24 protein-coding genes are annotated in these 23,956 nt (G+C 72.0%); 9 read left to right on the forward strand and 15 right to left on the reverse strand.

Annotation, left to right across the window (positions count from 1 at the left end; translation table 11 throughout):
- Positions 1-48 precede the first annotated feature (48 nt).
- A complete protein-coding gene (locus tag U5640_RS32220; RefSeq protein WP_340380347.1) occupies positions 49-2,379 on the forward strand; it encodes a UvrD-helicase domain-containing protein in 2,331 nt (776 codons plus the stop codon).
- Positions 2,380-2,515: 136 nt separating this feature from the next.
- Here the strand turns inward: U5640_RS32220 and U5640_RS32225 are convergent, their stop codons facing one another.
- Both U5640_RS32225 and U5640_RS32230 read right to left on the reverse strand, forming a co-directional pair.
- Positions 2,516-2,857, reverse strand: coding sequence for a MazG-like family protein (locus U5640_RS32225; RefSeq protein WP_340380349.1), 342 nt, complete (start codon positions 2,855-2,857; stop codon positions 2,516-2,518).
- A gap of 45 nt (positions 2,858-2,902) precedes the next feature.
- Entirely contained in the window at positions 2,903-3,469 is a 567-nt protein-coding gene (locus U5640_RS32230; RefSeq protein ID WP_340380351.1) for a DoxX family protein, read from the reverse strand.
- Positions 3,470-3,682: 213 nt separating this feature from the next.
- Here U5640_RS32230 and U5640_RS32235 point away from each other — a divergent pair, with 213 nt between their 5' ends.
- A complete protein-coding gene (locus tag U5640_RS32235) occupies positions 3,683-4,009 on the forward strand; it encodes a nuclear transport factor 2 family protein (RefSeq protein WP_340380353.1) in 327 nt (108 codons plus the stop codon).
- Positions 4,010-4,091: 82 nt separating this feature from the next.
- Here U5640_RS32235 and U5640_RS32240 read toward each other — a convergent pair whose 3' ends face one another.
- Entirely contained in the window at positions 4,092-4,838 is a 747-nt protein-coding gene (locus tag U5640_RS32240) for an ABC transporter ATP-binding protein (protein WP_340380355.1), read from the reverse strand.
- Positions 4,839-4,972: 134 nt separating this feature from the next.
- Positions 4,973-6,442, reverse strand: a complete 1,470-nt coding sequence (locus tag U5640_RS32245; RefSeq protein WP_340380357.1) for an ABC transporter permease — start codon at positions 6,440-6,442, stop codon at positions 4,973-4,975.
- Between the two features lie 248 nt (positions 6,443-6,690).
- Here U5640_RS32245 and U5640_RS32250 point away from each other — a divergent pair, with 248 nt between their 5' ends.
- Positions 6,691-7,914, forward strand: a complete 1,224-nt coding sequence (locus tag U5640_RS32250) for a serine hydrolase (protein ID WP_340380359.1) — start codon at positions 6,691-6,693, stop codon at positions 7,912-7,914.
- 276 nt (positions 7,915-8,190) lie between these two features.
- On the opposite strand, the gene U5640_RS32255 is transcribed toward U5640_RS32250, so the two are convergent.
- The 4 genes from U5640_RS32255 to U5640_RS32270 all read right to left on the reverse strand — a co-directional run bounded on the left by U5640_RS32255 (position 8,191) and on the right by U5640_RS32270 (position 12,448).
- Complete coding sequence (locus U5640_RS32255) at positions 8,191-8,952, reverse strand: SDR family oxidoreductase (RefSeq protein ID WP_340380361.1); 762 nt, start codon at positions 8,950-8,952, stop codon at positions 8,191-8,193.
- An 81-nt stretch (positions 8,953-9,033) separates the two neighbouring features.
- Positions 9,034-10,020, reverse strand: a complete 987-nt coding sequence (locus U5640_RS32260; RefSeq protein ID WP_340380363.1) for a small ribosomal subunit Rsm22 family protein — start codon at positions 10,018-10,020, stop codon at positions 9,034-9,036.
- Positions 10,021-10,052: 32 nt separating this feature from the next.
- Positions 10,053-11,210, reverse strand: coding sequence for a serine hydrolase domain-containing protein (locus U5640_RS32265; RefSeq protein WP_340380365.1), 1,158 nt, complete (start codon positions 11,208-11,210; stop codon positions 10,053-10,055).
- A complete protein-coding gene (locus U5640_RS32270) occupies positions 11,174-12,448 on the reverse strand; it encodes a multidrug effflux MFS transporter (RefSeq protein ID WP_340380368.1) in 1,275 nt (424 codons plus the stop codon). The genes U5640_RS32265 and U5640_RS32270 overlap by 37 nt, the downstream gene beginning before the upstream one ends.
- Before the next feature lie 87 nt (positions 12,449-12,535).
- Here U5640_RS32270 and U5640_RS32275 point away from each other — a divergent pair, with 87 nt between their 5' ends.
- The 3 genes from U5640_RS32275 to U5640_RS32285 all read left to right on the forward strand — a co-directional run bounded on the left by U5640_RS32275 (position 12,536) and on the right by U5640_RS32285 (position 14,996).
- Positions 12,536-13,531, forward strand: coding sequence for a Gfo/Idh/MocA family oxidoreductase (locus tag U5640_RS32275; protein WP_340380370.1), 996 nt, complete (start codon positions 12,536-12,538; stop codon positions 13,529-13,531).
- 16 nt (positions 13,532-13,547) lie between these two features.
- Positions 13,548-14,189, forward strand: coding sequence for a TetR/AcrR family transcriptional regulator (locus tag U5640_RS32280; protein ID WP_340380372.1), 642 nt, complete (start codon positions 13,548-13,550; stop codon positions 14,187-14,189).
- Positions 14,190-14,288: 99 nt separating this feature from the next.
- Complete coding sequence (locus U5640_RS32285; protein WP_340380374.1) at positions 14,289-14,996, forward strand: bifunctional DNA primase/polymerase; 708 nt, start codon at positions 14,289-14,291, stop codon at positions 14,994-14,996.
- Here the strand turns inward: U5640_RS32285 and U5640_RS32290 are convergent.
- From U5640_RS32290 to efeO, 4 genes are read right to left on the reverse strand one after another with little or no spacing between them, the layout of a single operon-like run.
- On the reverse strand, positions 14,984-16,024 hold the full coding sequence (locus tag U5640_RS32290; RefSeq protein WP_340380376.1) for a hypothetical protein: 1,041 nt from the start codon (positions 16,022-16,024) through the stop codon (positions 14,984-14,986). The two genes, U5640_RS32285 and U5640_RS32290, sit on opposite strands and share 13 nt — an antisense overlap.
- Positions 15,972-16,856 carry an iron uptake transporter permease EfeU gene (efeU, locus tag U5640_RS32295; protein ID WP_340380378.1) on the reverse strand — a complete coding sequence of 295 codons (885 nt, stop codon included), beginning with the start codon at positions 16,854-16,856 and terminating at the stop codon, positions 15,972-15,974. Before efeU ends, U5640_RS32290 begins: the two co-directional genes overlap by 53 nt.
- A 3-nt stretch (positions 16,857-16,859) precedes the next feature.
- A complete protein-coding gene (gene efeB / locus U5640_RS32300; protein WP_340380380.1) occupies positions 16,860-18,122 on the reverse strand; it encodes an iron uptake transporter deferrochelatase/peroxidase subunit in 1,263 nt (420 codons plus the stop codon).
- Positions 18,123-18,133: 11 nt separating this feature from the next.
- Entirely contained in the window at positions 18,134-19,273 is a 1,140-nt protein-coding gene (gene efeO / locus U5640_RS32305; protein ID WP_340380382.1) for an iron uptake system protein EfeO, read from the reverse strand.
- A gap of 240 nt (positions 19,274-19,513) precedes the next feature.
- Between efeO and U5640_RS32310 the strand changes: the two genes are divergently transcribed.
- Both U5640_RS32310 and U5640_RS32315 read left to right on the forward strand, forming a co-directional pair.
- Positions 19,514-20,167: a PhzF family phenazine biosynthesis protein gene (locus U5640_RS32310; protein WP_340380384.1), complete on the forward strand. Its 654-nt coding sequence runs from the start codon at positions 19,514-19,516 to the stop codon at positions 20,165-20,167.
- Positions 20,168-20,309: 142 nt separating this feature from the next.
- Positions 20,310-20,534, forward strand: coding sequence for a hypothetical protein (locus U5640_RS32315; RefSeq protein ID WP_340380386.1), 225 nt, complete (start codon positions 20,310-20,312; stop codon positions 20,532-20,534).
- 98 nt (positions 20,535-20,632) lie between these two features.
- Here the strand turns inward: U5640_RS32315 and map are convergent, their stop codons facing one another.
- Positions 20,633-21,490 (reverse strand): type I methionyl aminopeptidase, encoded by an 858-nt coding sequence (map, locus tag U5640_RS32320; protein WP_340380388.1) that lies wholly within the window; start codon positions 21,488-21,490, stop codon positions 20,633-20,635.
- Positions 21,491-21,548: 58 nt separating this feature from the next.
- On the opposite strand from map, the gene U5640_RS32325 reads away from it, so the two are divergent.
- Positions 21,549-21,776: a hypothetical protein gene (locus U5640_RS32325; protein WP_340380391.1), complete on the forward strand. Its 228-nt coding sequence runs from the start codon at positions 21,549-21,551 to the stop codon at positions 21,774-21,776.
- Positions 21,777-21,849: 73 nt separating this feature from the next.
- On the opposite strand, the gene U5640_RS32330 is transcribed toward U5640_RS32325, so the two are convergent.
- Positions 21,850-23,139: an MFS transporter gene (locus U5640_RS32330; RefSeq protein ID WP_340380393.1), complete on the reverse strand. Its 1,290-nt coding sequence runs from the start codon at positions 23,137-23,139 to the stop codon at positions 21,850-21,852.
- A gap of 117 nt (positions 23,140-23,256) precedes the next feature.
- The gene (locus U5640_RS32335) at positions 23,257-23,853 is read right to left on the reverse strand and encodes a hypothetical protein (protein ID WP_340380395.1); all 597 of its coding nucleotides are present in this window, start codon (positions 23,851-23,853) and stop codon (positions 23,257-23,259) included.
- Positions 23,854-23,956: the final 103 nt, after the last annotated feature.

Genomic DNA, 23,956 nt, shown 5'->3' on the forward strand with positions numbered 1-23,956 from the left:
CAGGTGGGGCTTCAGGCCCATGAGGACATCCGGCGTCGGGGCGGCGCCGTGGGGGACGCGGTTGCGACCTTCGTCCACCGGCTGCGTGCTGACCGGAACAACCGGGCCCTGAGCCGGACCTTCCTGCGGGCCGCGGGCGACAACGGGGACCTGTATCTCGCACACGCCGACATGTGCATGGTCCTGCTCCTGTCGACCGACGGCGAGGACGAGATGCGGGTCCTCGCGGTGCGCGACGGAGCCCTGGCCGAGACCGAACTCGCCCGGCTCACCGTGGAGATCAACCCGGTGTCGGGGGCCATCGAGGTGGTCGACCAGAGCGAGGTCAGCGCCAACGTCGTAGCCCTGCCGGATCGGACGGAACCCACCGTCGAAGACGCCCCTCGCGACTGGACGGCGACGGCCGCCGCGACGGACACGCCTCGGGCCGAGTCCGTCGAGCCGGCCCCGACGCCCACCAGCAGCCTCCGCACCCCGCTCTTCGCCCGCTACGACGACGAGCTCCTCCTCGACCTCGGAGTCGTCCGCTCCCTCCTGCCGGCGCTGCGGAAGGTCTGCACCGACGAGCAGTTCGAAGGGCTGCTCACCCACAACCTTCCGGAACTCACGCGGGACGTCCTCCTCGCATTGCGTGACCGCGTGGATCCGAAGGAAGTGCGGCAGTACATCACGGAGAAGTGGCGTCCCGAGGAGGACGTCAATCCCCGTGACTGGTCCCGGGCGGCCCAGCGAGCGGTGTCCCAGGCAGAGACCGACGACGACGCCGTACTCGGCGCGCTCGGCAAGAGCTTCGACGCCTGGAGACTGTTCCTCCACCCCGAGCAGAAGCGCCTCGCCACCGGTGACTTCAAGGGCTCGGCGAAGGTGACCGGCGGTCCCGGCACCGGCAAGACGGTCGTGGCCCTCCACCGGGTGCGCCACCTGGTCCACCGGCTGCCGCCCGGCCACTCCCACGCGGTCCTGCTCACCACGTACAACATCAACCTCGCGCTGGATCTCAAGGAGCGGCTGCGCCAACTGGGCGGCGACGAGCTGCTGCGCCGCGTCGACGTCAAGTCGGTCGACGTACTCGCCCGCGAGATCGTCCAGGAGGCCCGGATGGAGCTGGGCCGGCCGATCGACGACAGCGCGGCCATGGACCTGTGGCACACCGTGATCACCGAGACGGACAGCTTCGAGTACGACGCCGACTTCCTGGACACGGAGTTCAAGCATGTGATCGTCGCGGGCGGGTGCGGCTCGTGGGAGACCTACCGACGCGTCACCCGTTCGGGTCGCCCGCGCATCAGCACCGCCCAGCGCCACGAAATCTGGCAGCTCGTGCTCGCCTACAAGGCCCACTTGGAGTCCGCGCCGCGGAAGACGACATACGCACTGATCGCCGAAGAGGCGGCCACCATCGAACAGCGCCGGATGGTACGTACCCAGGAACAGGCCCGCTACAAGGAGGAAGTGGGAGGACGCGACCTGGTCCATCGCGAGGCTGGGAGCGGCATGTGGCTCAAGCCGCGCTACCAGCACATCGTCGTCGACGAGGCACAGGACCTGTCCGCCTCGCACTGGCGGATGCTGCGCGCCATGGTCCGCAAGGGCCCGAACGACATCTTCCTCGTCGGCGACGCCCACCAGCGCATCTACGGCAACCGGATCGTCCTGGGCCACCAGGGCATCGAGGTCCGCGGCCGCGCCTCACGTCGTCTCACCCTCAACTACCGCACCACGCGCCAGATTCTGGGCAGCGCGAACCGTCTGATCGAGGGAGCCTCGTTCGACGACCTGGACACGGGCACGGACACCCTCGATGGCTACCGCTCCGTCCTCACCGGGCTGGCACCGCAGTTCTGGCGTGCCCCTGACCGACTCACCGAGATGCGTGCTGTGGCCACGCTGATCAAGGAGCGCCACGACGCCTACGGCACGCCGTACTCCGCGATGGCTGTGAGCGTTCCCGACGGGACCTCTGCCCAGGAGTTCGCCAACGTTCTGGCTCGGGAACCCTTCCACATTCCGGTGGTCGAGCTTGGGCGGGACGGGGTCCGCGCAGACCTGGACGCCGTGCGCATCGGTACGATGCACCGTTTCAAGGGCCTGGAATTCCAGCGGGTCTTCCTCACGTCCATCGGCGAGGGCCAAGTACCGCATCAGCGCATCGAGCAGTACAGACTCGCCAATCCGGACCGCTACCGTCAGGAGGAACAGCGCGCCCGTTCCCTGGCGTTCGTGGCCGCCACCCGTGCGCGTGACGAGCTGATCGTCACGTGGAGTGGCGCGCCCAGCCGCTTTCTTCCCGCTGACGCCGATGAAAGCGCCTATCGAGCCACGGACCTGCTGAGACAGGATGGACCGCCGTCCGGTTCGTCGGGATCTGCCGCTGCTTGACGGCCGGTCGACCCCCTCGAGGGAGCGCAGGGCGTGGGGACTCGGCGAGGGCGAGGGGGGTCGACAAGCGGGTCGCCGCTTCCGGCTCTCGTCCCTCGCCGCGCAGCGTGCCCCCACAGCAGCTGGCGGGTGCGCCTCATCCCGTGCCGAGCGACCGCTCCGCCACCCGCCCCAAATGCTCCCCGAACACCCGCTCCGGCTCAGGTGTCAGTGTCCGCAGAGCGACGAGGGCTGTGATCACCACGTCGCACAGCTCCCCCTGCACGTCCTCCCAGCTATGACTGACCCCCTTGCGCGGGTTCTGCCCCATCGCTCCGATCACCGCCTCCGCGACCTCGCCCACCTCCTCCGAGAGTTTCAGCATGCGGAGGAGGAGGCCTGCGGACTCGTCGTGGGGACGGTGGGTGTCCAGCCAGGTCCACAGGGCGTCGATCGTGGGCCAGAGGTCCGGGGAGGGGGCGGCGTTCGAGTCGGTCATGGCGGCAGCTTGGCACGACTCACCCGGCCGCAGAACCGCCTCCCCTCACCCCATCAACAGCTCCCCCTCCTCGAACAACGCCGCCTGTTCCCCCTCCTCCCGGCGTCGGACGCGGCGGTTGCGCGCGCCCACCACCACCGCTGTCATCAGCCCCGTCGCCGCCAGGGCCGTCGGGACCATCCAGCCCCGGTCGAAGACGTGGCCGAGGGCGTGGTCCAGGGAGAGGCGGCCGGGGCCCGTGATCGCGAGGCCGGTGGCGGCCAGGCCCAAGGTGGCCGCGTACTCGTAGCCGCCCTCCGCGTTGAAGAAGCCGTTCGGGGTGTGGACCGCCGCCGCGCCCGCCATGCCGCCGGCCGCCGCCGCGCCCGCCGCCGGGGTGGCCAGGCCCAGCGCCAGCAGGAGGCCGCCGCCCGTCTCGGCCAGGCCGGACGCCGTCGCGCTGGCCTTGCCGGGTTCGTAGCCGACGGACTCCATGAACTGGCCGGTGCCCGTCAGGCCGTGGCCGCCGAACCAGCCGAACAGTTTCTGCGTGCCGTGCGCGGCCAGTACCCCGCCCGCGCCCAGTCGGAGCAGCAGCAGACCCACGTCATGCCGGTTGAAGGAGGTGGTCACGGTGACTCCCTGGAGACGACAGAAGGCAGAAGAAAGAACGCAGAAGACAGAAGGCAGAAGGCAGAAGGCAGAAGGCAGAAGACAGCAGGCAGCAGGACTAAGACAGCAGGACGCCCCCCTCGCGTATCCACCGTCGCATCCCCCACCCCTCCCCGCCCCCTCCCGCGCGCCGTTCGGGTGGCGGGGGTCCTGGCGCGGTGTGACGCTGCCCGTATGACGATCCAGACCGGAAAACTCACCGACCCGGCCGTCCGGGCCTTCGTCAACGCCGTCAACGATGGTGATCAGGAGGCGTTCCTGAAGATTCTCACCACCGACGCGACCATGGCCGACGACGGTTCCGACCGTGACGTCTCCCAGTGGATCGACCGGGAGATCTTCTCCCCCAGGGGCCACATGGACGTCGTCAACCAGTCGAACGACGGCCACGACCTCGTCGTGAACTACCGCAACGACACCTGGGGCGAGATGCGCACCCGTTGGCACTTCGACGTCACCGGCGACGGACACATCTCGCGGTTCGAGACCGGGCAGGCGTAGGGCCCGACGCAGACGGAAAGGGGCCGCTCACCCGGCCTGGGACGCCTGGGTGAACAGCCCCTCATGGCACACGCGGGCGGGCTCAGTAGCTCTGGTAGCCCTGCCCGTGCCCCTGCCCGTGCCCCTGGTGCGCCGGCACGTACGCGTTCTGCGCGTGCTGCTCGGTCAGCGTGATCCGGCCCGCCTCGATCGTGGCCAGGCGCGGGGCGCGGCGGGCGATCGACGAGTCGTGGGTGACCATGACGAAGGTCAGGCCGTACTCGTGCCACAGGCCCTCCAGCAGGCCCATGATGTCGTCGCGGGTGCCCTCGTCGAGGTTGCCGGTGGGCTCGTCGGCGAGCAGGACCTTCGGCTTCTTCACCAGCGCGCGGGCGATCGCGACGCGCTGCTGCTGGCCGCCGGAGAGTTCGGACGGGGCGTGGCCGAGACGCTCGCCCAGGCCCACCGAGCGCAGGGCCTCCGCCGCGCGCTCGCGGCGCTCGGCCGGCTTCACGCCCAGCGGGACCAGCGCCGTCTCGACGTTCTCCTGCGCGGTCAGCGTCGGGATGAGGTTGAAGGACTGGAAGATGATGCCGATCTTCTCGGCGCGCAGTCGCGTGAGCTTCGCCTCGCTGATGCGGGCGAGGTCGACGCCGTCCAGCTCCACACTGCCCTCGGTCGGGCGGTCCAGGCCGCCGATCATCTGCAGCAGGGTGGACTTGCCGCCGCCGGTCGGGCCCTGGATGACCAGCTGGTCGCCGTCCTCGATCGTCAGGTCGACGCCGCTCAGGGCCTCCACCGTCTCCTTGCCGCGCGAGTAGCGCTTGGTGACGCCGGTCAGTTTGTACATGGGTGCTCCAGGTCCTCGGCTGCATAGCCGCATAGCCGCATAGCCGCATAGCCGCGTAGAAGAAAAAGGAAGAAGAGGGGGCGCCGCTGACCCGGGGGGAGAGGGGTCGGTCGCGGCGCCCCGGCACGGGGGTTTTACGACACGCTGCGCAGCGCGTCCGCCGGGCGCATCCGGGACGCGCGCCAGCCGCCCATCGCGCCGGCGATCAGACCGCCGGCCACCGCCAGGCCCACCGCGAGGGCGATGGTGGTGGGGGAGACGGGCGCCGACAGGGCGATCTCCATCGTGCTGGAGGCCGACCGCCCGCCCGGGCCGCCACCGCCGCCGGGGCCGCCGCCCATGCCGCCCCCGCCCGCACCGCTGCCGAGTTCGGCCGTCAGCTTCGGGCTGATCGCGGTCACCGTGTACGCGGCCGCCAGGCCGAGCGCGATACCGAGGGCACCGCCGAGCAGACCGTTGACGACGGACTCGCCGACGACCTGCCGGGTCACCCGGCGGCTCGGCCAGCCGAGGGCCTTCAGGGTGCCGAACTCACGCACCCGGCGGGACACGGCCGAGGAGGTGAGCAGCGCGGCCACCAGGAAGGCGGCGGCGAGCACCGCGATCGACAGCCACTTGCCGACGCTGGTCGCCAGGTCGGAGGCGGTGGACAGGGAGCCGGAGACCGTCTCGGCGAGGTCGGCGGAGGTCGTGACCGTCGTCCCGGAGATGTTCTTCTGGATCGTCGCCTTGACGGAGTCGATCTGCTGGGAGTCGGTCGCCTTGACGTAGATCGTGGTGACCTGGTTCTTGGCGTCGGCGAGGGTCTGCGCCTGCTTCAGCGGCAGGTAGACGTCGGTGGTGGACTCGCTGCTGTCGGGCGTCGCGATGCCGATGATCTTGTACTTGGTGCCGGAGATCTTCAGGGTCTCGCCGACCTTGTACTCGTTCTCCTTGGCGTACGACTTGCCGACGACCGCGACCTTCGCGTCGGTCTGCGCGGCGGTGAAGGTGGTGCCGCTGGTGATCTTCGAGCCGGCCAGCGGGCCGAGGTCCTGGTTCGTGACGTCCACGCCGGCCACGGAGTAGGAGTTCACGTCGAAGGAGGCGCCGCCGCCCTGGACCTGCGGGGCCGCGGTGGAGCCGCCGCCCTGTCCGCCGCCGGGGCCGCCCTGGTTGCCGCTGCCGCCGGTGGAGGACTGCGCCTTGCCCTGGGTGAAGGAGCCGTTGACCTTGGTGACGTTCAGGGTGATCGCGCCGACCGCGTCCGCCACGCCCTTCTGGGCGGCGACCTTCGTCACCAGCGAGGACTTCAGGGCCTGACCGCCCTGTGTCATCACCCGGTCCGAGCTCTGCTCGGAGTCGTCGTCGTCCGCCTTCGCGTCGAACTCGAATCGGGGCTGGCCGGAGCTGTTGCCGGTGGGCGCCGTGCGGGCCTTGGTCACGGTCATGTCGGTGCCGAGGCCGTACAGCGACTGCAGGACCTTGTCCTGCGCCTGCGTCATACCGGCCGACACCGAGTTGACGGTGATGACCAGCGCGATACCGAGCGCCAGACCCAGAGCGATGACCAGGGCCGCCTTCTTGCGCCGGCCCAGCTCGCGCTTGAGATAGATGCCAAACATCCCGTTCCTCGAAGGTTCTTGGCGCCCGCTGTGGACGCGACCCAAAAACTAGGGAGGAACCTTTGAGCCGGACTGAGTAAAAGGTGTGCAAGGGCTGAGAATGAGGAGCGATTCCGAAGCCCTGGATCAGAATCCGATCTGACAGCTGATTCCCAAGGTGTAGAGGGGGTTTACCCAGGTGGAAGGGGTTGGCTGGCCGACGCTCACGGTGTTTTGCCGCCCACAGGATCCCCTTGTACGGTCCCGCCGTGCACGCATTCTCCCGCCGCTCGCTGCTGTCCTTCACCGCGCTCGCGCCCCTGGCCCTCGCCGCTCCCGCGGCCGCCGCGACGGGCACCGCGATCGGCGGTGCCCGGCTCGCCCGTGACGGCGTCCAGGCGGCCGTTCCCGCCGGCCTGCCGAAGAAGCTCACCGCCCGCGCCTGGCTGGTCGCCGACCACGACACCGGCGAGGTGCTGGCCGCCTACCGCGCGCACACCCGGCTGGCCCCCGCCTCCACGCTGAAGATGCTGTTCGCGGACACCCTGCTCCGGAAGTTCGAGCGCACCGAGCGCTACACCGTCACCGACGCCGACCTCGCCGACATCCCCGCCGGCTCCAGCCTCGTCGGCCTCAAGCCCGGCCTCACCTACACGGTCGAGCAGCTGTGGCAGGGCGTCTTCCTGCGCTCGGGCAACGACGCCGTGCACATCCTGGCCCTCATGAACGGCGGGGTAGCCCGGACGGTCGCCGAGATGCAGGCGCGGGCCGCGGACCTCCAGGCGCTGGACACCCACGTCGTCTCCTGCGACGGCTACGACCACACCGGCCAGCTCTCCTCCGCCTACGACCTCACCCTGTTCGCCCGGCACGGCCTGCGTGACGCCGACTTCCGCGCCTACTGCGCCACCAGGGACGCCGACTTCCCCGCCGGGGGCCGCAAGACCTTCCGCATCGAGAACACCGACCGGCTCCTCTCGGGGACGTACGGCGTCACCCCGTACCCGGGCATGATCGGCGTCAAGAACGGCTACACCACCCACGCCGGCAACACCTTCACCGGCGCCGCCACCAGGAACGGCCGCACCCTGCTGGTCACGGTCCTGCACCCGAGGAGCGGCAACAACGCGGTCTACGAGGAGACGGCCGCCCTCCTGGACTGGGGCTTCGGGAAGGGGGCTTCGGCCACTCCGGTGGGCAACCTGGTGGAGCCCCTGAGCGAGGGCGGCGCCCCCGCCTCACCGTCCGCCGCCACCCCCCGAGCAGGCTCGAAGGCCGACAAGACGGCCGACGACTCGGGTGCGGGCTGGGCCGCACTGGGCACAGCGGGAGTCCTGTCGGTCCTGGCGGCGGGCGCATACACGGCGCGAAGAAGACTCCGGGCAGACCGACACCCCGAAGGGGCGCGGGGAACTGCGCGACGAGCCACAACAGACCCGCACCCCGAGGACGACAGCACCCCTCGCCCCGAACCCGACCCGGCCGAGAAATAAGTGGCAGCCGCTCCACCCCACCGGCGCAAACCTCGCGGTCCCAGCGAGGCCCACCCCCACCCGGTGCCGTGGAGCGGCTGCCCTTCCCCCCTCGGTATGGCTCAATCGGCCCCATCGGCCCCATCGGCCCAGTCGGCCGAATCAGCCAAGCGTCCCGTGCGGAAAGTGTGAAGTTCTCGTGGAGAAGAGTTGAGCATACGTCCGCTACCGGCCGCAATGCCACGGATGGCCAAATTCCGCTTGTACAGGTGAGGGAGTTGACGCCCCGTGGGACCCTCACCCCCGCCCCACGTACGGCATCGCCGTCGCCAGCACCGTCGCGAACTGCACGTTCGCCCCCAGCGGCAGCTCGGCCATGTGCCGCACCGTGCGCGCCACGTCCGTCACGTCCATCACGGGTTCCGGCGTGATCTCGCCGTTGGCCTGGAGCGCGCCCGTCTCCATCCGGGCCGTCATCTCGGTCGCCGCGTTGCCGATGTCGATCTGTCCCACGGCGATGCCGTACGCCCGCCCGTCCAGGGACAGGGACTTGGTCAGGCCGGTCAGCGCGTGCTTGGTCGCGGTGTACGGCGCCGACAGCGGGCGCGGGGAGTGCGCCGAGATCGAGCCGTTGTTGATGATCCGTCCGCCGCGCGGCTCCTGCTCCTTCATCTGCCGGAACGCCGCCTGGGCGCACAGGAACGCCCCGTTGAGGTTGGTGTCCACCACGTGCCGCCAGGCGTCGTACGGCAGGTCCTCGAACGGCATCCCGCCCGGCCCGAACGTGCCGGCGTTGTTGAACAGCAGGTCCAGCCGCCCGAACCGCTCCCGTACGGCGGCGAACAGGGCGGCCACGTCCTCGGGGTCCGAGACGTCCGCCCGTACGGCGAGATGCGCGGCCCCCGGTACCAGTGCCGCCGTCGCCTCCAGGGTCCCGGCGCGCCGGCCGGCGAGCCCCACCGCCCAGCCCCCGCGCAGCAGTTCCACGGCGACCGCCCGTCCGATGCCGGAACCGGCGCCGGTGACGATCGCGACCCGCACACTCTCGTTGGCGTCCATGGAGCCGCAGCGTACGGCAGGGCGAAGGACACGGTCCGGCGTCCCGAGGCCGGCGACCAGGGCCTCAAGCCGCCCAGCCCCTCAGAGCCGGGGCGGCCAGGCGTCGCCCCAGTCCGTGTCCCGGGCCGCCCGGTACAGCTCGCCGTGCTTCTTCGTCACCGTCGTCCGGGTCAGCCGCTCCTCGGTCTCGCACAGGTCGAGGAGCACCTGCCCCTTGCGGATCTGCGGCCGGCGCACGACACGGGAGGACGCGGGGGAGACCGGGAAGCGGGCGGCGGCGACGTACGAGAACTTCTCGTCCTCGTACGGCAGGGAGCCCCCCTTGACCTGCCGGTGCAGGGAGGAGCGGCTGACCCGCGCCGAGAAGTGGCACCAGTCCGTGCCGGGCGCGATCGGGCAGCCGGCGCTGTGCGGACAGGGCGCGGCGATGTGGAAGCCGGCGCCGACCAGCCGGTCACGGGCCTCGATCACCCGGGCGTAGCCGTCGGGCGTGCCCGGCTCCACGATCACCACGGCCTGCGCGGCGTCCGCGGCGGCGTCCACCAGCGCGGCGCGGTCGGGGGCGGCCAACTCGTTGAGGACGTACGAGACCGTCACGAGGTCCGCCGGGTCCAGCGCGAGGGCCGGCCCGATCCGGGCGCGCAGCCAGCGGACCTCGCCGAGCGCCGGGTTCGCGGCGGCGATCTCCCGGCCCAGGGCCAGCGCGGGCTCCGCCCAGTCGAGCACGGTCACCGGACGCCTGCCCTCCCAGACGGCGCTCACCGCCCAGGTCGCCGCGCCCGTCCCGCCGCCCACGTCCGTGTGGCTGCCCGGCGTCCACCGCGGCACCGCCTCCGCGAACGCCTCCAGCGCCGAGCACACCGCCTCGAAGGTCGCCGGCATCCGGTACGCGGCATAGGCGGCCACGTCCGCCCGGTCGCGCAGGATCGGCGCCGTGGTGGGGGTGGCGCCCCGGTAGGTGGCGATGAGCCGCTCGACGGCCTGGGCGGCCTGCCGGGGCGGCAGACCGTCGAGGAGTTCCCCGAGGGCGCTACGGAGGGTTTCGGCGGCGGAGACGGAGACGTTCACCCGGCGATTTTCTCAGGTCGCGGCCGGCGGGTTCACCGCACCGCCCGCGCCAGCCGCGTCGCCGCCCGCGCCCGCGGCCCGCTGTCCGGGGTCGCGCGCACCGGATGCACCGTGTTCGCCAGCAGCACGAGGTAGGTGTCCGTGGCCGGGTCCAGGACCAGGGACGTACCGGTGAAGCCGGTGTGGCCCGCCGCGCCCCCGCCGGACAGCTCGCCCATGAACCACGGCCGGTCCACGGCGAAGCCCAGCCCCGGCGGGGCCAGCAGCAGCTCCACGAAATCCGGGCCGAGGATGCGCGCGGGGCCGTAGGAGCCGCCCGCGAGCAGGGTGCGGCAGAAGACGGCCAGGTCGCGGCCGGTGGAGAAGAGCCCCGCGTGCCCCGCCACCCCGCCCAGCGCCCACGCGTTCTCGTCGTGCACCTCGCCCCGCAGCATGCCCCGGTCCGCCTTCGCCCACGGTCGCCGCTGGTCCTCGGTGGCCGCCGCGCCCGGACAGGGTCCGAAGCGGGTCGCGGTCATGCCCAGCGGCCGGGTGATCCCCTCGTGCACCAGGACGTCGAGGGTCCGGCCCGTGAGGCGCTCCAGGAGCTGCTGGAGCAGCAGCATGTTCAGGTCGGAGTAGACGTACGTGCCGGGCTCCCCGGCCGGCGTCTCCGCCCGCAGCAGCTCCAGCCGCTCCGTGGCGTCCGCGCAGTCGTACAGCGGCAGCTCGGGGCGCAGGCCCGAGGTGTGGGTGAGGAGCTGGCGGACCGTGACGCCGTGCGCGGCGGCCCCGCGGAAGTCGGGCAGATACGCGCCGACCAGGGCGTCGATGCCCAGCGTGCCCCGCTCGATCTGCTGCACCGCCGCCACCGAGGTGCACAGCTTGGTCAGGGAGGCCAGGTCGAAGGGGGTGTCCACGGTCATCGGGACCCGCGCCCCGGGCGGCAGCTCCACCCCGGCGCCGGCCTCCGGGTCGTAGGACGCGTACCGCACCGCCCAGCCCGCCGCCTCCTCGACGGCGATCACCGGGCCACGGCCCGCGACCACCACGGCGCCCGCGGCCCAGGGCCGCTCACCGGTGGTCAGGGTCCTGACCTCGTGCACGAGGAGGCGCATCTCCTCCGGGTCGAGCCCGGCCCGTTCCGGGGTGTCGACGCGCAGTCTCGGCGCGCTCAGCTCTCCTCCACGGTCTGTCTCCAGGGACGGCACAGTCCCATGAAACAGGCCAGCGCCACCAGCGCGGCCGCCAGCTGGACGACGGCCATCGGGACGGCGGTGCGCTCCCCGGCGATCCCGACCAGCGGGGAGGCGACCGCGCCGATGAGGAAGGAGGAGGTGCCCAGCAGCGCGGAGGCCGACCCGGCGGAGTGCCGGACCCGCGTCAGGGCGAGCGTCTGCGCGTTGGGCAGCGTCAGGCCCATCGCCGACATCAGCACGAACAGGGCCGCCGCCACCGGAGCCAGACCCACCGTGCCGCACACCCCCGACGCCATCAGCAGCAGCGCGGCCGCCGCCAGCGCCACCACCGTCAGGCCCACGGCCAGCACCCGGTCCAGCCGGACCCGGCCCACCAGCACCTTGCCGTTGATCTGCCCGACCAGGACCAGTCCCACCGAGTTCACCCCGAACAGCAGACCGAACGTCTGCGGGGAGGCGCCGTAGATCTCCTGGACGACGAAGGGCGAGGCGCTGATGTACGCGAACAGCGCGGCGAAGGCGAAGCCGCCGGCGAGCAGGTAGCCCGTGAAGGACGCGTCGGCCAGCAGCCCGCGCATCGACCGCAGGGCCTCGCCCACCCCGCCCGCGTGCCGCCCGGCGGGCTCCAGGGTCTCCGGCAGCCGCGCCCACACCAGGGCCGCCAGCGCCAGCCCCACCACCGCGAGCAGCGCGAACACACCCCGCCAGTCCGTCACCCGCAGGATCTGCGCCCCGATCAGCGGCGCCACCACCGGCGCCACCCCGGAGACCAGCATCAGGGTGGAGAAGAAGCGGGCCATCGCCACACCGTCGTACAGATCGCGCACCACGGCCCGCGCGATCACGATGCCCGCCGCGCCCGCGAGGCCCTGCGCCAGCCGGAACGCGATCAGCAGTTCCACGGTCGGCGCGAGCGCGCACAGCACGGTCGCCACCACGTACACCGCGAGCCCGGCGAGCAGCGGGCGCCTGCGCCCCCACCGGTCGCTCATCGGCCCGACCACCAGCTGCCCCAGCGCCATGCCCGCCAGACAGGCGGTCAGCGTGAGCTGGACGGTCGCGGCGGGCGCGTGCAGCGCCCGGGTGACCTCCGGCAGCGCCGGGAGGTACATGTCCATCGACAGCGGGGGAGTGGCCGTCAGGCCGCCCAGCACCAGGATGACGAGCAGACCGGTCCGGCGCGGGCCGGCCGACGGCGGCGCCACGGCCGTCGTCTCCCGCACCCGCGGTATCGCCCCACCCTCCGGCATGCCGCCGCCCCTCCCTCTGTCCTGTCCTCGCCACCTATGCTCTCAGCTCGGAACGACTGCTGGTACGGCACGAGGACGGGGCGGGGTATGACGACGGACACGGTGCGATGGGGAATCCTGGCGACCGGCGGCATAGCCGCCGCGTTCACGGCGGACCTGGTCGACCTGCCCGACGCGGAGGTCGTCGCGGTCGGCTCCCGCACCGAGGCCTCCGCCCAGGCCTTCGCCGAACGCTTCGGCATCCCCCGGGCCTACGGCGACTGGGGCGCGCTCGCCGAGGACGCGGACATCGATGTCGTCTACGTCGCCACCCCGCACGCCGCCCACCGCGCCGCCGCCGGCCTCTGCCTGAAGGCCGGCCGGGGCGTGCTGTGCGAGAAGCCCTTCACCCTCAACGTGCGCGAGGCCGAGGAACTCGTCGCCCTGGCCCGCGACCACGGCCGCTTCCTCATGGAAGCCATGTGGATGTACTGCAACCCGGTGATCCGCCGCCTGAAGGCGCTCGTCGACGACGGCGCGATCGGCGAGGTCCGCACCGTCCAGGCCGACTTCGGACTCGAAGGCCCCTTCCCGCCCGCGCACCGGCTGCGCGACCCCGCCCAGGGCGGCGGCGCCCTCCTCGACCTCGGCGTCTACCCCGTCTCCTTCGCCCACCTCCTGCTCGGCGAACCCGACGGCGTCTCCGCGCAGGCCGTCCTCTCCGCCGAGGGCGTCGACCTGCAGACCGCCCTCGCCCTGTCCTGGGACTCCGGCGCGCTCGCCGCCCTGCACTGCTCGGTCTCCGGCGGCACCGGCACCACCGCCTCCGTCACCGGTTCCCGCGGCCGCATCGACATCCCCTCCGGGTTCTTCCACCCCAACCGGCTGGTCCTGCACCGCGCCGGACGCGACCCCGAGGAGTTCACCGCCGACCCCGCCGACGGCCCCCGCACCACCTTCCGCCACGAGGCCCGCGAGGTGATGCGCGCCCTCAGGGCCGGCGAGACCGAGTCCCCGCTCGCCCCGCTCGACGGCACCCTCGCCGTGATGCGCACCCTGGACGCCGTACGGGAACGGATCGGCGTGCGCTACCCGCACGAGTAGGCCGTACCGTCGACCCATGGTCACCCAGCCCGCCAAGCCCGCTCAGCCCGCCAGGACGGCCCCCGACACCAGCCGCCGCAGCGAGAGGTCCCGCCGCGCCATCTACGAGGCGGCCCTCTCGCTCGTCGCCGAGGCGGGCTATCCGAGGACCACGATCGAGGGGATCGCCGCCCGCGCCGGAGTCGGCAAGCAGACCATCTACCGCTGGTGGGGGTCGAAGGCCGACGTCCTGCTGGAGGCGTTCCTCGACCTCGGCGAGCAGGCCGCCGAGGTCGCGGGGCAGGCCCCGAACTCCCTGCCCGACACCGGGGACCTCGCCGCCGACCTCAAGGCCGTCCTGCGCGCCACCGTCGACGAACTCCTCGACCCCCGCTTCGAGGCCCCCGCCCGCGCCCTCTCCGCCGAGGGGGTGGTCAACGAACCCCTCGGCCGCGAGTTCGTCGCCAAGCTCCTCGAACCCCAGCTCCAGCTCTACGTCGACCGGCTGCGCTCCGCCCAGCGCACCGGTCGGCTCCGTACGGAGATCGACCCGCGCATCGCCCTCGAACTCTTCGTCTCCCCGCTCGCCCAGCGCTGGCTCCAGCGCACGGGCCCCATCTCGTACGACTACACGGACACCCTCGTCGACTACGCCCTGTACGGCCTCGCACCCCGCTGACGGGCTCTTTGCCCCGTTTGGGGGTACGGGACCCCCGATGCGCAGGATGATGGGACCATAGGGCATGCTGTCCGCATCACCAGCGAGGCGAGGGGATAGATGAGCGCGGAGTTCGCCGGCCTGAGCGGCCTGCGGGGCAGACTCACCCAGTGGCTGCGCGGAAGCGGCCCGAGCGGGGCCGCCGACGAAGGCGGCCGGGAAGCCCTGCTGCTCGCCGCGGCCGGGGCCGGACTGCCCCTCGCGCCCGCCGCGTACCCCGCCGCCGACTACCGCTGCTCCTGCGACCGCGTGGGCTGTCCCACCCCGGCCCGGCACCCGGTGTCCTTCGCCTGGCAGACCCAGTCGACCACCGACCGGGCCCAGATCGAGCGCTGGGCCCGGCATCAGCCGCAGGCCAACTTCATCACCGCGACCGGCATGACCCACGACGTCCTCGACGTCCCCCTGGAGGCCGGCCGCGAGGCCCTCGACCGGCTCCTCGGCGCGGGCGTGGAGGTCGGCCCGGTCGCCGAGAGCGACGACGGCCGCCTCCTCTTCTTCACCCTCACCCGGGGCACCCCCGAGGACGAGGACGAGTGGTGGCCCTGCGAGCTGGACTGCCACCCCGAGACGATGGACGAACACCCCGGTCTGCGCTGGCACTGCCGGGGTTCGTACGTCCTGGTCCCACCGGCGCGTCTCCCGGGGGACGACGGCCGGTCCGTCCACTGGCTGCGGGGCCCCGAACACCCCCTCCCGGACCCCCTCAGCCTCCTGGAGACCCTGACGGAGGCCTGCGCCCGCCACGCGGACGCCTACGGCGCGTAGGCGCGCGGCGGCTTCACTCGCCCTTCGCGCCGGTCAACCCCTCGAGCCGGCTCAGCAACGAGAACCTTCCCGTCCCCGGACCCCTTCACCGGATCGAGCGCGATCTCGTTGGCCACGAACTCCATCGTCAGCGACTGCTTGATCTCCCCGGTGGTCAGCGCCTTCACACTCACGTTCGGCGCCGGCACGGACGCCCCCGTCGCGGCCGTCTGCTTGACGTAGTGGTGGGAGGCGAAGAACACCAGCGCCCCGCCGTCCGCCGTCCGCAGCGCCAGGGGGGCGAACTCCCCGGCGGACAGCGGCTCGTCGACGTACTGCTGCACCAGCCCCGGCTTCTCGGCGTTCTTCGCCCGCGTGGTGCGCAGGGTGTTGGTGTACGCGCCGTCCGCGAACACACCCCCGCCGTCCGTGAGGTAGGCGGTGTACTCCTTGCTCAAGTCCTCCGGCGCCCGCGTCAGTTCGGCCGAGTCCGCCGGTACGGCCTCGGCCCAGCCGTCCTTGTCCTTGCTGAACTCGGGCAGCGCGCCCTGCGCCACCAGCGTCAGATAAGCCGCCTGCCACGGCTCGGAGAGGTCGCCCCGGGTGAACACCAGCACCCACCGGGCGTCACCGCCCTTGTTGGCCCTGGCGTCGGCGACGAACCAGCGCGGCCAGCCCGCCTTCTTGGGGATCGTGTACGTCACGTCCGACAGCACCAGCGGGGTGTGCTGCGGGTTGCCGCCCGGGTTGTTGACCTTCCCGGCCTTCAGCCGCGCCGCGTCGATGGCCCCGAGGGCGCCGGTGGTGTACGCGGCGTCCAGGGAGGCGTCGTACGCCTGGTCGGCCTTGTTGTACGCGGCCGTGAACCGATCGAGCGCCTTCGCGGCCTCGGCGCGCGTCGCCGAGGGGAGCACCACCCGCTCCCCGTGGACGACCACACAACCGCTCGCCGTCAACGACAAGGCCGTCGCGCAGGCCGCCCACAGCGCGCCCCGCTCAAGCCTGCGGAGCCTTCGACTGCCGGGAACCCCGGTCGCCAGGTGCGTCATCAGGAGCCTTCACCTTCCCCTTCCCGGAGGCGAACCCTACCGGGGCGAGGAACAGCGCGAGCGTCGGGACCAGGTACAGCAGCCACACCGTGACCTGGAGGACGGTCGGATCGGGCTGGAAGTTGAACACGCCCTTCAGCAGCGTTCCGTACCAGCTGTCCGGCGGGATCGTGCCGCTGATGTCGAAGGCCAGGCTGTTCAGGCCCGGCAGCCAGTCGGCCTCCTGGAGGTCGTGGAAGCCGTACGCCAGCACGCCCGCGGCCACGACGACGAGCATGCCACCCGTCCAGGTGAAGAACTTCGCCAGGTTGATCCGCAGCGCCCCGCGGTAGAACAGCCAGCCCAGGAACACCGCGGTCGCGAGGCCGAGGGCCACCCCGATCAGCGGGCGCGGGGTGCCGTCACCGGCCGCGTGCACCGACGCCCACACGAACAGGGCGGTCTCCAGGCCCTCCCGGCCCACCGCGAGGAACGCGGTCGCCACCAGCGCGCCCGTGCCCATCGCGAGGGCGGCGTCCAGCTTGTCGTGCAGCTCGGACCTCAGATGCCGGGCGGTGCGCCGCATCCAGAAGACCATCCAGGTCACCAGGCCGACCGCGAGGACCGACAGGGAACCGCCGAGCGCCTCCTGCGCCTCGAACGTCAGCTCCTGCGAGCCGAATTCGAGGACGGAGCCGAAGCCCATCGCGATCAGCACGGCGATGGCGATACCGGTCCACACCGGCTTCAGCGCGTCCCTGCGGCCGGTCTTCACCAGGTAGGCGATGAGGATGCAGACGACGAGCGAGGCCTCGAGACCCTCGCGCAGGCCGATCAGATAGTTGGAGAACACGGGCTACGCCTCCTCGGAGAACAGCGTCCGGCCCCACCAGTCGTCCTTGTCCCGGACACCCGGCGGCACGGCGAAGACGGCCGAACCCACGTGCTGGATGTACTCGTTGAGCGCGTCGGTCGCGAGATTGCGCTGGATGCGGACGAACCCGTTGCTCACGTCGCGCATGTAGGCCAGGAAGAACAGGCCCGCCTCCAGGCGCCCCAGACCGTCGGTGCCGTCGGTGAAGGAGTAGCCGCGGCGCAGGATCGTCGCACCCTGGTTGGAGTCGGGGTGCGCGAGCCGGACGTGCGCATCGGGCTTCATCGCCTTCAGGAACGGCTCGTCGCGCTCCTTCGCCTTGCCGACGGGCGCGCCCTCGCCCTTGTCCCGCCCGAACACGTCCTCCTGCTCCTGGAGCGAGGTGCGGTCCCAGGTCTCGATGTGCATCCGGATCCGCCGGGCGACGACGTAGGAGCCGCCCACCATCCACTCCGGGCCGTCCTTCTCGCCGACCCACACGAACTTCTTCAGCCGGTCGGTCTCGGTGCCCGCGATGTTGCGGGTGCCGTCCTTGAAGCCCATCAGGTTGCGCGGGGTCTGCGCGTCCGGGGTGGTGGAGGAGGTCTTGCCGAACCCGAGCTGCGACCAGCGGATGGAGACCTTGCCCATGCCGATGCGGGCCAGGTTGCGGATGGCGTGCACGGCGACCTGGGGGTCGTCGGCGCAGGCCTGGACGCACAGATCGCCGTTGGAGCGGCTCGCGTCGAGGGCGTCCCCGGCGAACTTGGGCAGGTCGACGAGCGCGTCGGGCCGCTTGTCGGCCAGGTCGAACTTGGCGAACAGCGACGGGCCGAAGCCGAGGGTGAGCGTCAGCCGCGAGGGCTTCAGGCCCAGGGCCTCACCGGTGTCGTCCGGCGGGGCCTCGGCGAGCCCGCCGTACGCCCCGTCGCCGACCGTCCTGCCGGCGGTCATCCGGCGCGCGGCGGCCGTCCAGTCCTTGAGCATCTGGACGAACTCGGCGCGGTCGGTGGTGTCCACGTCGAACGCGGCGAAGTGCAGCCGGTCCTGGACGGGGGTGGCGATACCGGCCTGGTTCGCGCCGTGGAAGGCGACCGCGGCGCCGGTCTCGGCGGCCGTCGGCTCGACGTCGTCGCCGGTGCGGGCCATGGCCACCGCGCCGCCGGCCACGGCGGCACCGAGCGCGAGCCCGGCCCCGCCCCAGCCGATGAGCGACCGCCGCGAGGGGTGGGCGTCGTCGTTCTTGCGTTCGGTGATCTCGGTCATCGCCGTCCCCTTTACTTGACCACGGCCGCGGCGAGCTTGGACAGGGGCTCGGCGAGCGCGTTCACCGCGTCCGAGAGCTCCTTGCGCTGTGCCTCGGTGACCTTGTCGTAGGAGACGAAGTCGTACGAGGCCTTGTCGGCGCGGTACTTGTCGAGCAGCGTGTTCAGCGCGGCGAACTGCTTGTCGAGTGCGGTGGTGAGCGCGGCGTCGTTGGTCTGCGCGACCGGCTTCAGCAGGTCGTACGCCTTCTGCGCGCCCTCGACGTTGGCCTTGAAGTCGACGAGGTCGGTGTGCGAGTAGCGGTCCTCTTCGCCGGTGACCTTGCCGGTGGCGACCTCGTCGAGCAGCTCCTTGGCGCCGTTGGCCATGGAGGTCGGGGTGATCTCCGCCTTGCCGACCCGGCCCTGCCAGTCCTTGAGGTCGGTGACGAGCTGGTCGGCGACGGTCTTCTCCTCGTCGCCGATCTTCTTGTCCTCCCAGAGGGCCTTCTCCAGCCGGTGCCAGCCGGTCCACTTCTGGCCGTCCTCCAGACCGTCCGCGCGGGTGTCGACCAGCGGGTCGATGTCGCCGAAGGACTCGGCGACCGGCTCGGTGCGCTCCCAGCCGAGACGGGAGGGGGCGTAGGCCTTCTGCGCGGCGGTGAGGTCGCCGGCCTTGACCGCCTTCACGAAGGTCTCGACGAGCGGGATGGTGGCGTCGGCCTGCTCCTGCGCGTACTCGCGGTAGTCGGCGACGGCCTTGTCGAGCTTGGGGTCGCGCTGGGCCGCGCTGCCGCCGGTGACCTTGAGCTCCTGACGGATGCCGGCGCCCTTCATGCCGGGCTTGCAGGCGATCTGGTAGGTGCCGGCCTTCACCTCCGCGGTGACGTGCTGCTTGGTGCCGGGCCCGATGTTCTCGCGCTCGGTCACCACCCGGTCGTCCGGGAAGAGCACGTACACCTCGGTGACCTTGGAGCCCTTGTTCTCGATGGCGAGCTCGACGTGTCCGGCGGAGATCTCCTTCCTGGAGGTCTCGCACCGGGAGTCGGTGGCCGTCACGTTGATGATGCGGTCGCCGTTCTTCGCATCGCTCTTCTCGGTGCAGCCGGTGACGGCGGTCAGTGCGGTCACCGCGGTGACGGCGGTGACGACGGACAGTCTGGCGGCTCGCATGCGGGCTCCCGGCGATGGCTGAATCTTCACGTGGCGGCACTCACAGGATTGGTGAGCCTCGCCTAACTTATCCAAGGCTTACCTGCGTAATACCCGCCCCTGCCGTGATTCAGCTCTCATAGACGCTGTAAGAGCACGAGCCGATCACGGTGGCTCAAAACAGACCCCAAGGGAAGGTCAAAGGAGATTCAAAGATTCCGCATCCGGATCGCACCCTCCGGGCGGTGTTTCAATTCCGGAGTGACTGATTACGACGTGCTCCGCGTCTTCTGCGCGCCGAACGGCGGCTACGGCAACGAACTGGGCGTGGTCCGCGAAGGCTCGGTGCTGCCGGACCGGGGGGACCGCCAGGCCCTCGCGGCGAAACTCGCCTTCAGCGAGACGGTGTTCGTCGACGACCCCGAGCGCGGGATCATCGACATCTACACCCCCACCGCCCGCCTGCCCTTCGCCGGCTACCCCTGCGTCGGCGCCGCCTGGCTGCTCGACGTCCCCGAACTGGTCACCCCGGCCGGGGTCGTCGGCGCCCGGCTGGACGGGGAGTTCAGCTGGATCGAGGCACGCGCCGAGTGGGCACCGCCGCGCACGTTCCGCCAGTACGCGAGCGCCGCCGAGATCGACGACCTGAGCGTGCCGCCGCCCGGCGAGTGGGTTTATGCCTGGGCCTGGGAGGACGAGCCCGCCGGCCGGATCCGCGCCCGCGGCTTCCCCGGCCGCGGCGACGGCATCGAGGAGGACGAGGCGACCGGAGCCGCCGCGCTCCTGCTCACCGAACAACTGGGGCGGGCCCTGAACATCACCCAGGGCGCGGGTTCGCAGATCCTCACCGCCCCGCAGCCGTACGGCTGGGTGGAGATCGGCGGCCGGGTCCGCCTGGAGGGCGCCGAGCGCTGAGCGCCACCGCGGTCGCCGGACGATACATCCGGTGACCGGCGTTCGTGGCGTTCCGGGGGCCCGTACGGGTGGTCCCGCGTGTGCGCCGGGAGGCGAACGGTTACCTCTGGCGTGACCACTCAGCCTCCGCGAGAGGAGCATCATGCGTATCCGATCAGTTCTGGCCGCCACCGCCCTGGGGGTCGCCCTGGCCGCCGCCGGCGCGACGAGCGCCACCGCCGACGAGGGGCCGCGCCACGGCGGCCACTACGGCTCGGAGGCCCGGTACGGCGACGACCACGAGCCCGTGTGCAGCCCGTACTTCGGCAAGATCGACACGGTCTCCAGCGACATCTTCTGGGGCGGCGCGCACTGCGGCCGGTTCTGACCGGACCGGGCCGTACGACGGACGGTGGGCCCCCTCCCGCCAGGGGAGGGGGCCCACCGTGACTCGGCGACGGTCCGCCCGCCGCCGTACGCCGCGCGCTACGGCAGCGTGAGGATCTCCGCGCCGGTCTCCGTCACGACCAGCGTGTGCTCGAACTGGGCGGTGCGCCGGCGGTCCTTGGTGACCACGGTCCAGCCGTCGTCCCACATGTCGTAGTCGTGCGTCCCCAGGGTCAGCATCGGCTCGATCGTGAAGGTCATCCCCGGCTGCATCACGGTCGTCGCGTGCGGGCTGTCGTAGTGCGGGACGATCAGGCCCGAGTGGAACGAGGAGTTGATCCCGTGGCCCGTGAAGTCCCGGACCACGCCGTACCCGAACCGCTTGGCGTACGACTCGATGACCCGCCCGATGATGTTGATCTGCCGCCCCGGCCTGACCGCCTTGATCGCGCGGGCCAGGGACTCCCGGGTCCGCTCCACCAGCAGCCGGCTCTCCTCGTCGACGTCACCGACCGGATAGGTCGCGTTGTTGTCGCCGTGCACCCCGCCGATGTACGCCGTCACGTCGAGGTTGACGATGTCGCCGTCGCGCAGCACCGTCGAGTCCGGGATGCCGTGGCAGATCACCTCGTTGACGCTGGTGCACAGCGACTTGGGGAAGCCGCGGTAGCCGAGCGTGGAGGGGTAGGCGCCGTGGTCGCACATGTACTCGTGCGCCACCCGGTCCAGTTCGTCGGTCGTCACCCCCGGCGCGATCAGCTTGGCGGCCTCCTCCATCGCCCGCGCGGCGATCCGCCCGGCGACCCGCATCGCCTCGACGGTCTCCGGGGTCTGCACCTCGGGGCCGGTGTACGGCTTCGGCGCGGGCTTGCCGACGTACTCGGGACGGCGGATGTTTCCGGGCACGGAACGGGTGGGGGAGAGTTCCCCGGGCACGAGCAGCGACTGGCCAGACATAACGGCGAGTCTATCGAGCGGCCACGGGGGAACATGTGGGTGGCGAGAGGAGCCGGTCATGCCCCTGTTCAAACGGCGCGTCACGGGAAAGCCGGGCGAGTGGTACTACTGCCTGGAGCACAAGAAGGTCGAGGAGGGTCCGGACTGCCCCGGCAAGGACCGCTTCGGCCCGTACGCCTCCCGCCAGGAGGCGGAACACGCGATGGAGAGCGCCCGCGAGCGCAACCTCCAGTGGGAGAACGACCCGCGGTGGCACGACGCGCCGAAGAACGAGGCCGGGGACTGACGGTCGGTGCGCCGCCGCCGTGGCGGGTCGCGCCCACGCGGCGGAGCCGCCGTCGACACGGCCCCGCGCCCCTTCAGGGCGCGGACACCGCCCCCGCCGCCCGCCGCTCGCGTTCGCGGGCCGCGTGTGCGTCGGTCCGCACGTCGTAGCGCATCAGCGCCGGCAGGCACAGGGCCAGCAGCCCCACCGCGCCGGCGCACAGCGCACCGCCCGACCACACGGACGTGCGCACCCCCAGCCAGGCGGCGAAACCGCCGCTGCGGATCTGGGCCCCCGTCGGTCCCACCGAGTACGACAGCAGTTCGATCCCGGCGAGCCGCCCGCGCAGCTCGTCCGGGATGGTCTGGTTCCACATCGCGCCCCGGAAGATCCCGCTGACCATGTCGCACCCGCCCGCGAGCGTCAGACACAGCAGCACCAGCCACACGTCGCCGACCAGCCCGGCGCCCGCGATCGCCCCGCCCCACAGCGCGGCCGCGACCACGACCGCCCGTCCGTGCCGGTGCACCCGGGAGGTCCAGCCGCTCGTCAGGCTCACCAGCATCGCCCCGGCCGGCAGGGACGCGTACATCAGCCCCAGCGACCACTCGGCGTCCAGCTCGTCGGCGAGGAACGGCAGGACGGCGAGCGGCATGGCGAGGAACATCGCGGCGAGGTCCACGGCGTAGGTTCCGAGGAGTTCCTTCCTGCCCCAGGCGTACCGGGCTCCCTCGGCGATCGCCCGCCAGGACGGCTTCGCGGCCTCGTGAGCGGCCGGGGACGAGGCGATCCGCACGGTCAGGGCGGCGGAGACGGCGAAGGTGAAGGCGTCGCCGGCATAGGCCCAGCCGAGGCCCGCGTACGCCACCACGATCCCCGCGACCGCCGGTCCGGCGACCCCGCCGACCGTCCAGCGCAGCGAGTTCAGCGCGGTCGCCGCCGGCAGGTGCTCATGGGCGACGATCCGCGGCCACAGCGAGTCCAGCGCCGGCCGCTGCACGGAGAACAGCACGGCGGAGAGCCCCGCGACCAGGTACAGCGGCCATACGGCGGGCTCCGGCAGCAGCGCGTTCACCAGCAGCGCGGCACTGAGCAGGCCCTGCCCGACCTCCGTCCGCACGATCAGGGTCCGCTTGTCGAGGGCGTCGGCGAGCGCGCCCCCGTACAGCCCGAACACCACCAGCGGCACCAGCTCCACGGCCCCGATCGCCCCCACCGCCGCCGCGGACCCGGTCAGCTCCTTCACCTGTACCGGCAGCGCGACGAACGTCAGGAAACTCCCGAAGTTCGAGACCAGCCCCGAGAACCAGAGCCGCCGGAAGTCACGGGAGGCCCGCCAGGGGGCGAGATCGGGAAGAAGCGCACGCAGGGAGTCGATGACCACGAGGGGCCATGCTCGGCGGACCGGGGGAGGTGGGCAAAGGGTTTTCCCGCCCGCCGCACGTTTCCCGCCGCGAACGGTTCCGGGGGAGTTCCGGGGGGAGGCGGTCCGTCGGGCGGGTCACCAGGAGGGCGGGGGCGGGGCGGTCAGGGACTCCGCCAGTCTGGAGAGGCGGTCGCGCAGACCCCGTCGCGCCCGGGCGGAGCGCCCGCACTCGCCCGCCGCCGCGCTGACCAGGTGCTGCACGGTGTCCAGGTCCAGCTCCGAGCCGTCCGGCACGGTCAGCGACTCGTGGGACAGCGCCGTCAGCTCGCCCTCACCCGGCCCGAGGGACAGCACCGTGAGTCCGGAACGCCGCGCGTCCGCCACCCGCTCCAGCAGCGCCGGATCCCCTTCCGGGGACGCCACCAGCAGCGTCTCGCCCCGCCGCGCCGCCTCGATCCGCCCGAGGCCCACCGCGAGATGCGCGGGGTCGCCCGCCCGCGCGTGATGCCGTACGAGCGTCGGCGCCAGCTCCGGCGTACCGGACCACGCCGCCTCGTCCACCAGATGCGCCGCGAGATGCCAGGGCTCGTACGCCGCCGTCCCCACCAGCAGCAGCCCGCCCCCGTGCGAGACCACCGATCCGCGCAGCACCGCGCCGAACCTCCGCGTGGCCCCGAGCCACTCCGTCCCGGCGAGCACCTCGCGCAGCAGCGCGACCCGTACGGCGTCCATGCGCCCGCATCCTGCCCCAGCGGCCCCACCCCCGCTCCCGCTTCGCCCCCGATTCACCCGACACGGCGAAAGCGTCCTCGCCGGCCCCACGTAAAGTCGGCCC

Source organism: Streptomyces sp. SS7, assembly GCF_037993025.1.
Lineage (GTDB): Bacteria > Actinomycetota > Actinomycetes > Streptomycetales > Streptomycetaceae > Streptomyces.

Coding starts and splice junctions, on each gene's coding strand:
- U5640_RS32225 (WP_340380349.1), bottom strand. CDS start 2,857: ATGACCGACTCGAACGCCGCCCCCTCCCCGGACCTCTGGCCCACGATC.
- U5640_RS32235 (WP_340380353.1), top strand. CDS start 3,683: ATGACGATCCAGACCGGAAAACTCACCGACCCGGCCGTCCGGGCCTTC.
- U5640_RS32240 (WP_340380355.1), bottom strand. CDS start 4,838: ATGTACAAACTGACCGGCGTCACCAAGCGCTACTCGCGCGGCAAGGAG.
- U5640_RS32245 (WP_340380357.1), bottom strand. CDS start 6,442: ATGTTTGGCATCTATCTCAAGCGCGAGCTGGGCCGGCGCAAGAAGGCG.
- U5640_RS32255 (WP_340380361.1), bottom strand. CDS start 8,952: ATGGACGCCAACGAGAGTGTGCGGGTCGCGATCGTCACCGGCGCCGGT.
- U5640_RS32270 (WP_340380368.1), bottom strand. CDS start 12,448: ATGCCGGAGGGTGGGGCGATACCGCGGGTGCGGGAGACGACGGCCGTG.
- U5640_RS32275 (WP_340380370.1), top strand. CDS start 12,536: ATGACGACGGACACGGTGCGATGGGGAATCCTGGCGACCGGCGGCATA.
- U5640_RS32280 (WP_340380372.1), top strand. CDS start 13,548: ATGGTCACCCAGCCCGCCAAGCCCGCTCAGCCCGCCAGGACGGCCCCC.
- U5640_RS32285 (WP_340380374.1), top strand. CDS start 14,289: ATGAGCGCGGAGTTCGCCGGCCTGAGCGGCCTGCGGGGCAGACTCACC.
- U5640_RS32290 (WP_340380376.1), bottom strand. CDS start 16,024: ATGACGCACCTGGCGACCGGGGTTCCCGGCAGTCGAAGGCTCCGCAGG.
- efeB (WP_340380380.1), bottom strand. CDS start 18,122: ATGACCGAGATCACCGAACGCAAGAACGACGACGCCCACCCCTCGCGG.
- efeO (WP_340380382.1), bottom strand. CDS start 19,273: ATGCGAGCCGCCAGACTGTCCGTCGTCACCGCCGTCACCGCGGTGACC.
- U5640_RS32315 (WP_340380386.1), top strand. CDS start 20,310: ATGCGTATCCGATCAGTTCTGGCCGCCACCGCCCTGGGGGTCGCCCTG.
- map (WP_340380388.1), bottom strand. CDS start 21,490: ATGTCTGGCCAGTCGCTGCTCGTGCCCGGGGAACTCTCCCCCACCCGT.
- U5640_RS32325 (WP_340380391.1), top strand. CDS start 21,549: ATGCCCCTGTTCAAACGGCGCGTCACGGGAAAGCCGGGCGAGTGGTAC.
- U5640_RS32335 (WP_340380395.1), bottom strand. CDS start 23,853: ATGGACGCCGTACGGGTCGCGCTGCTGCGCGAGGTGCTCGCCGGGACG.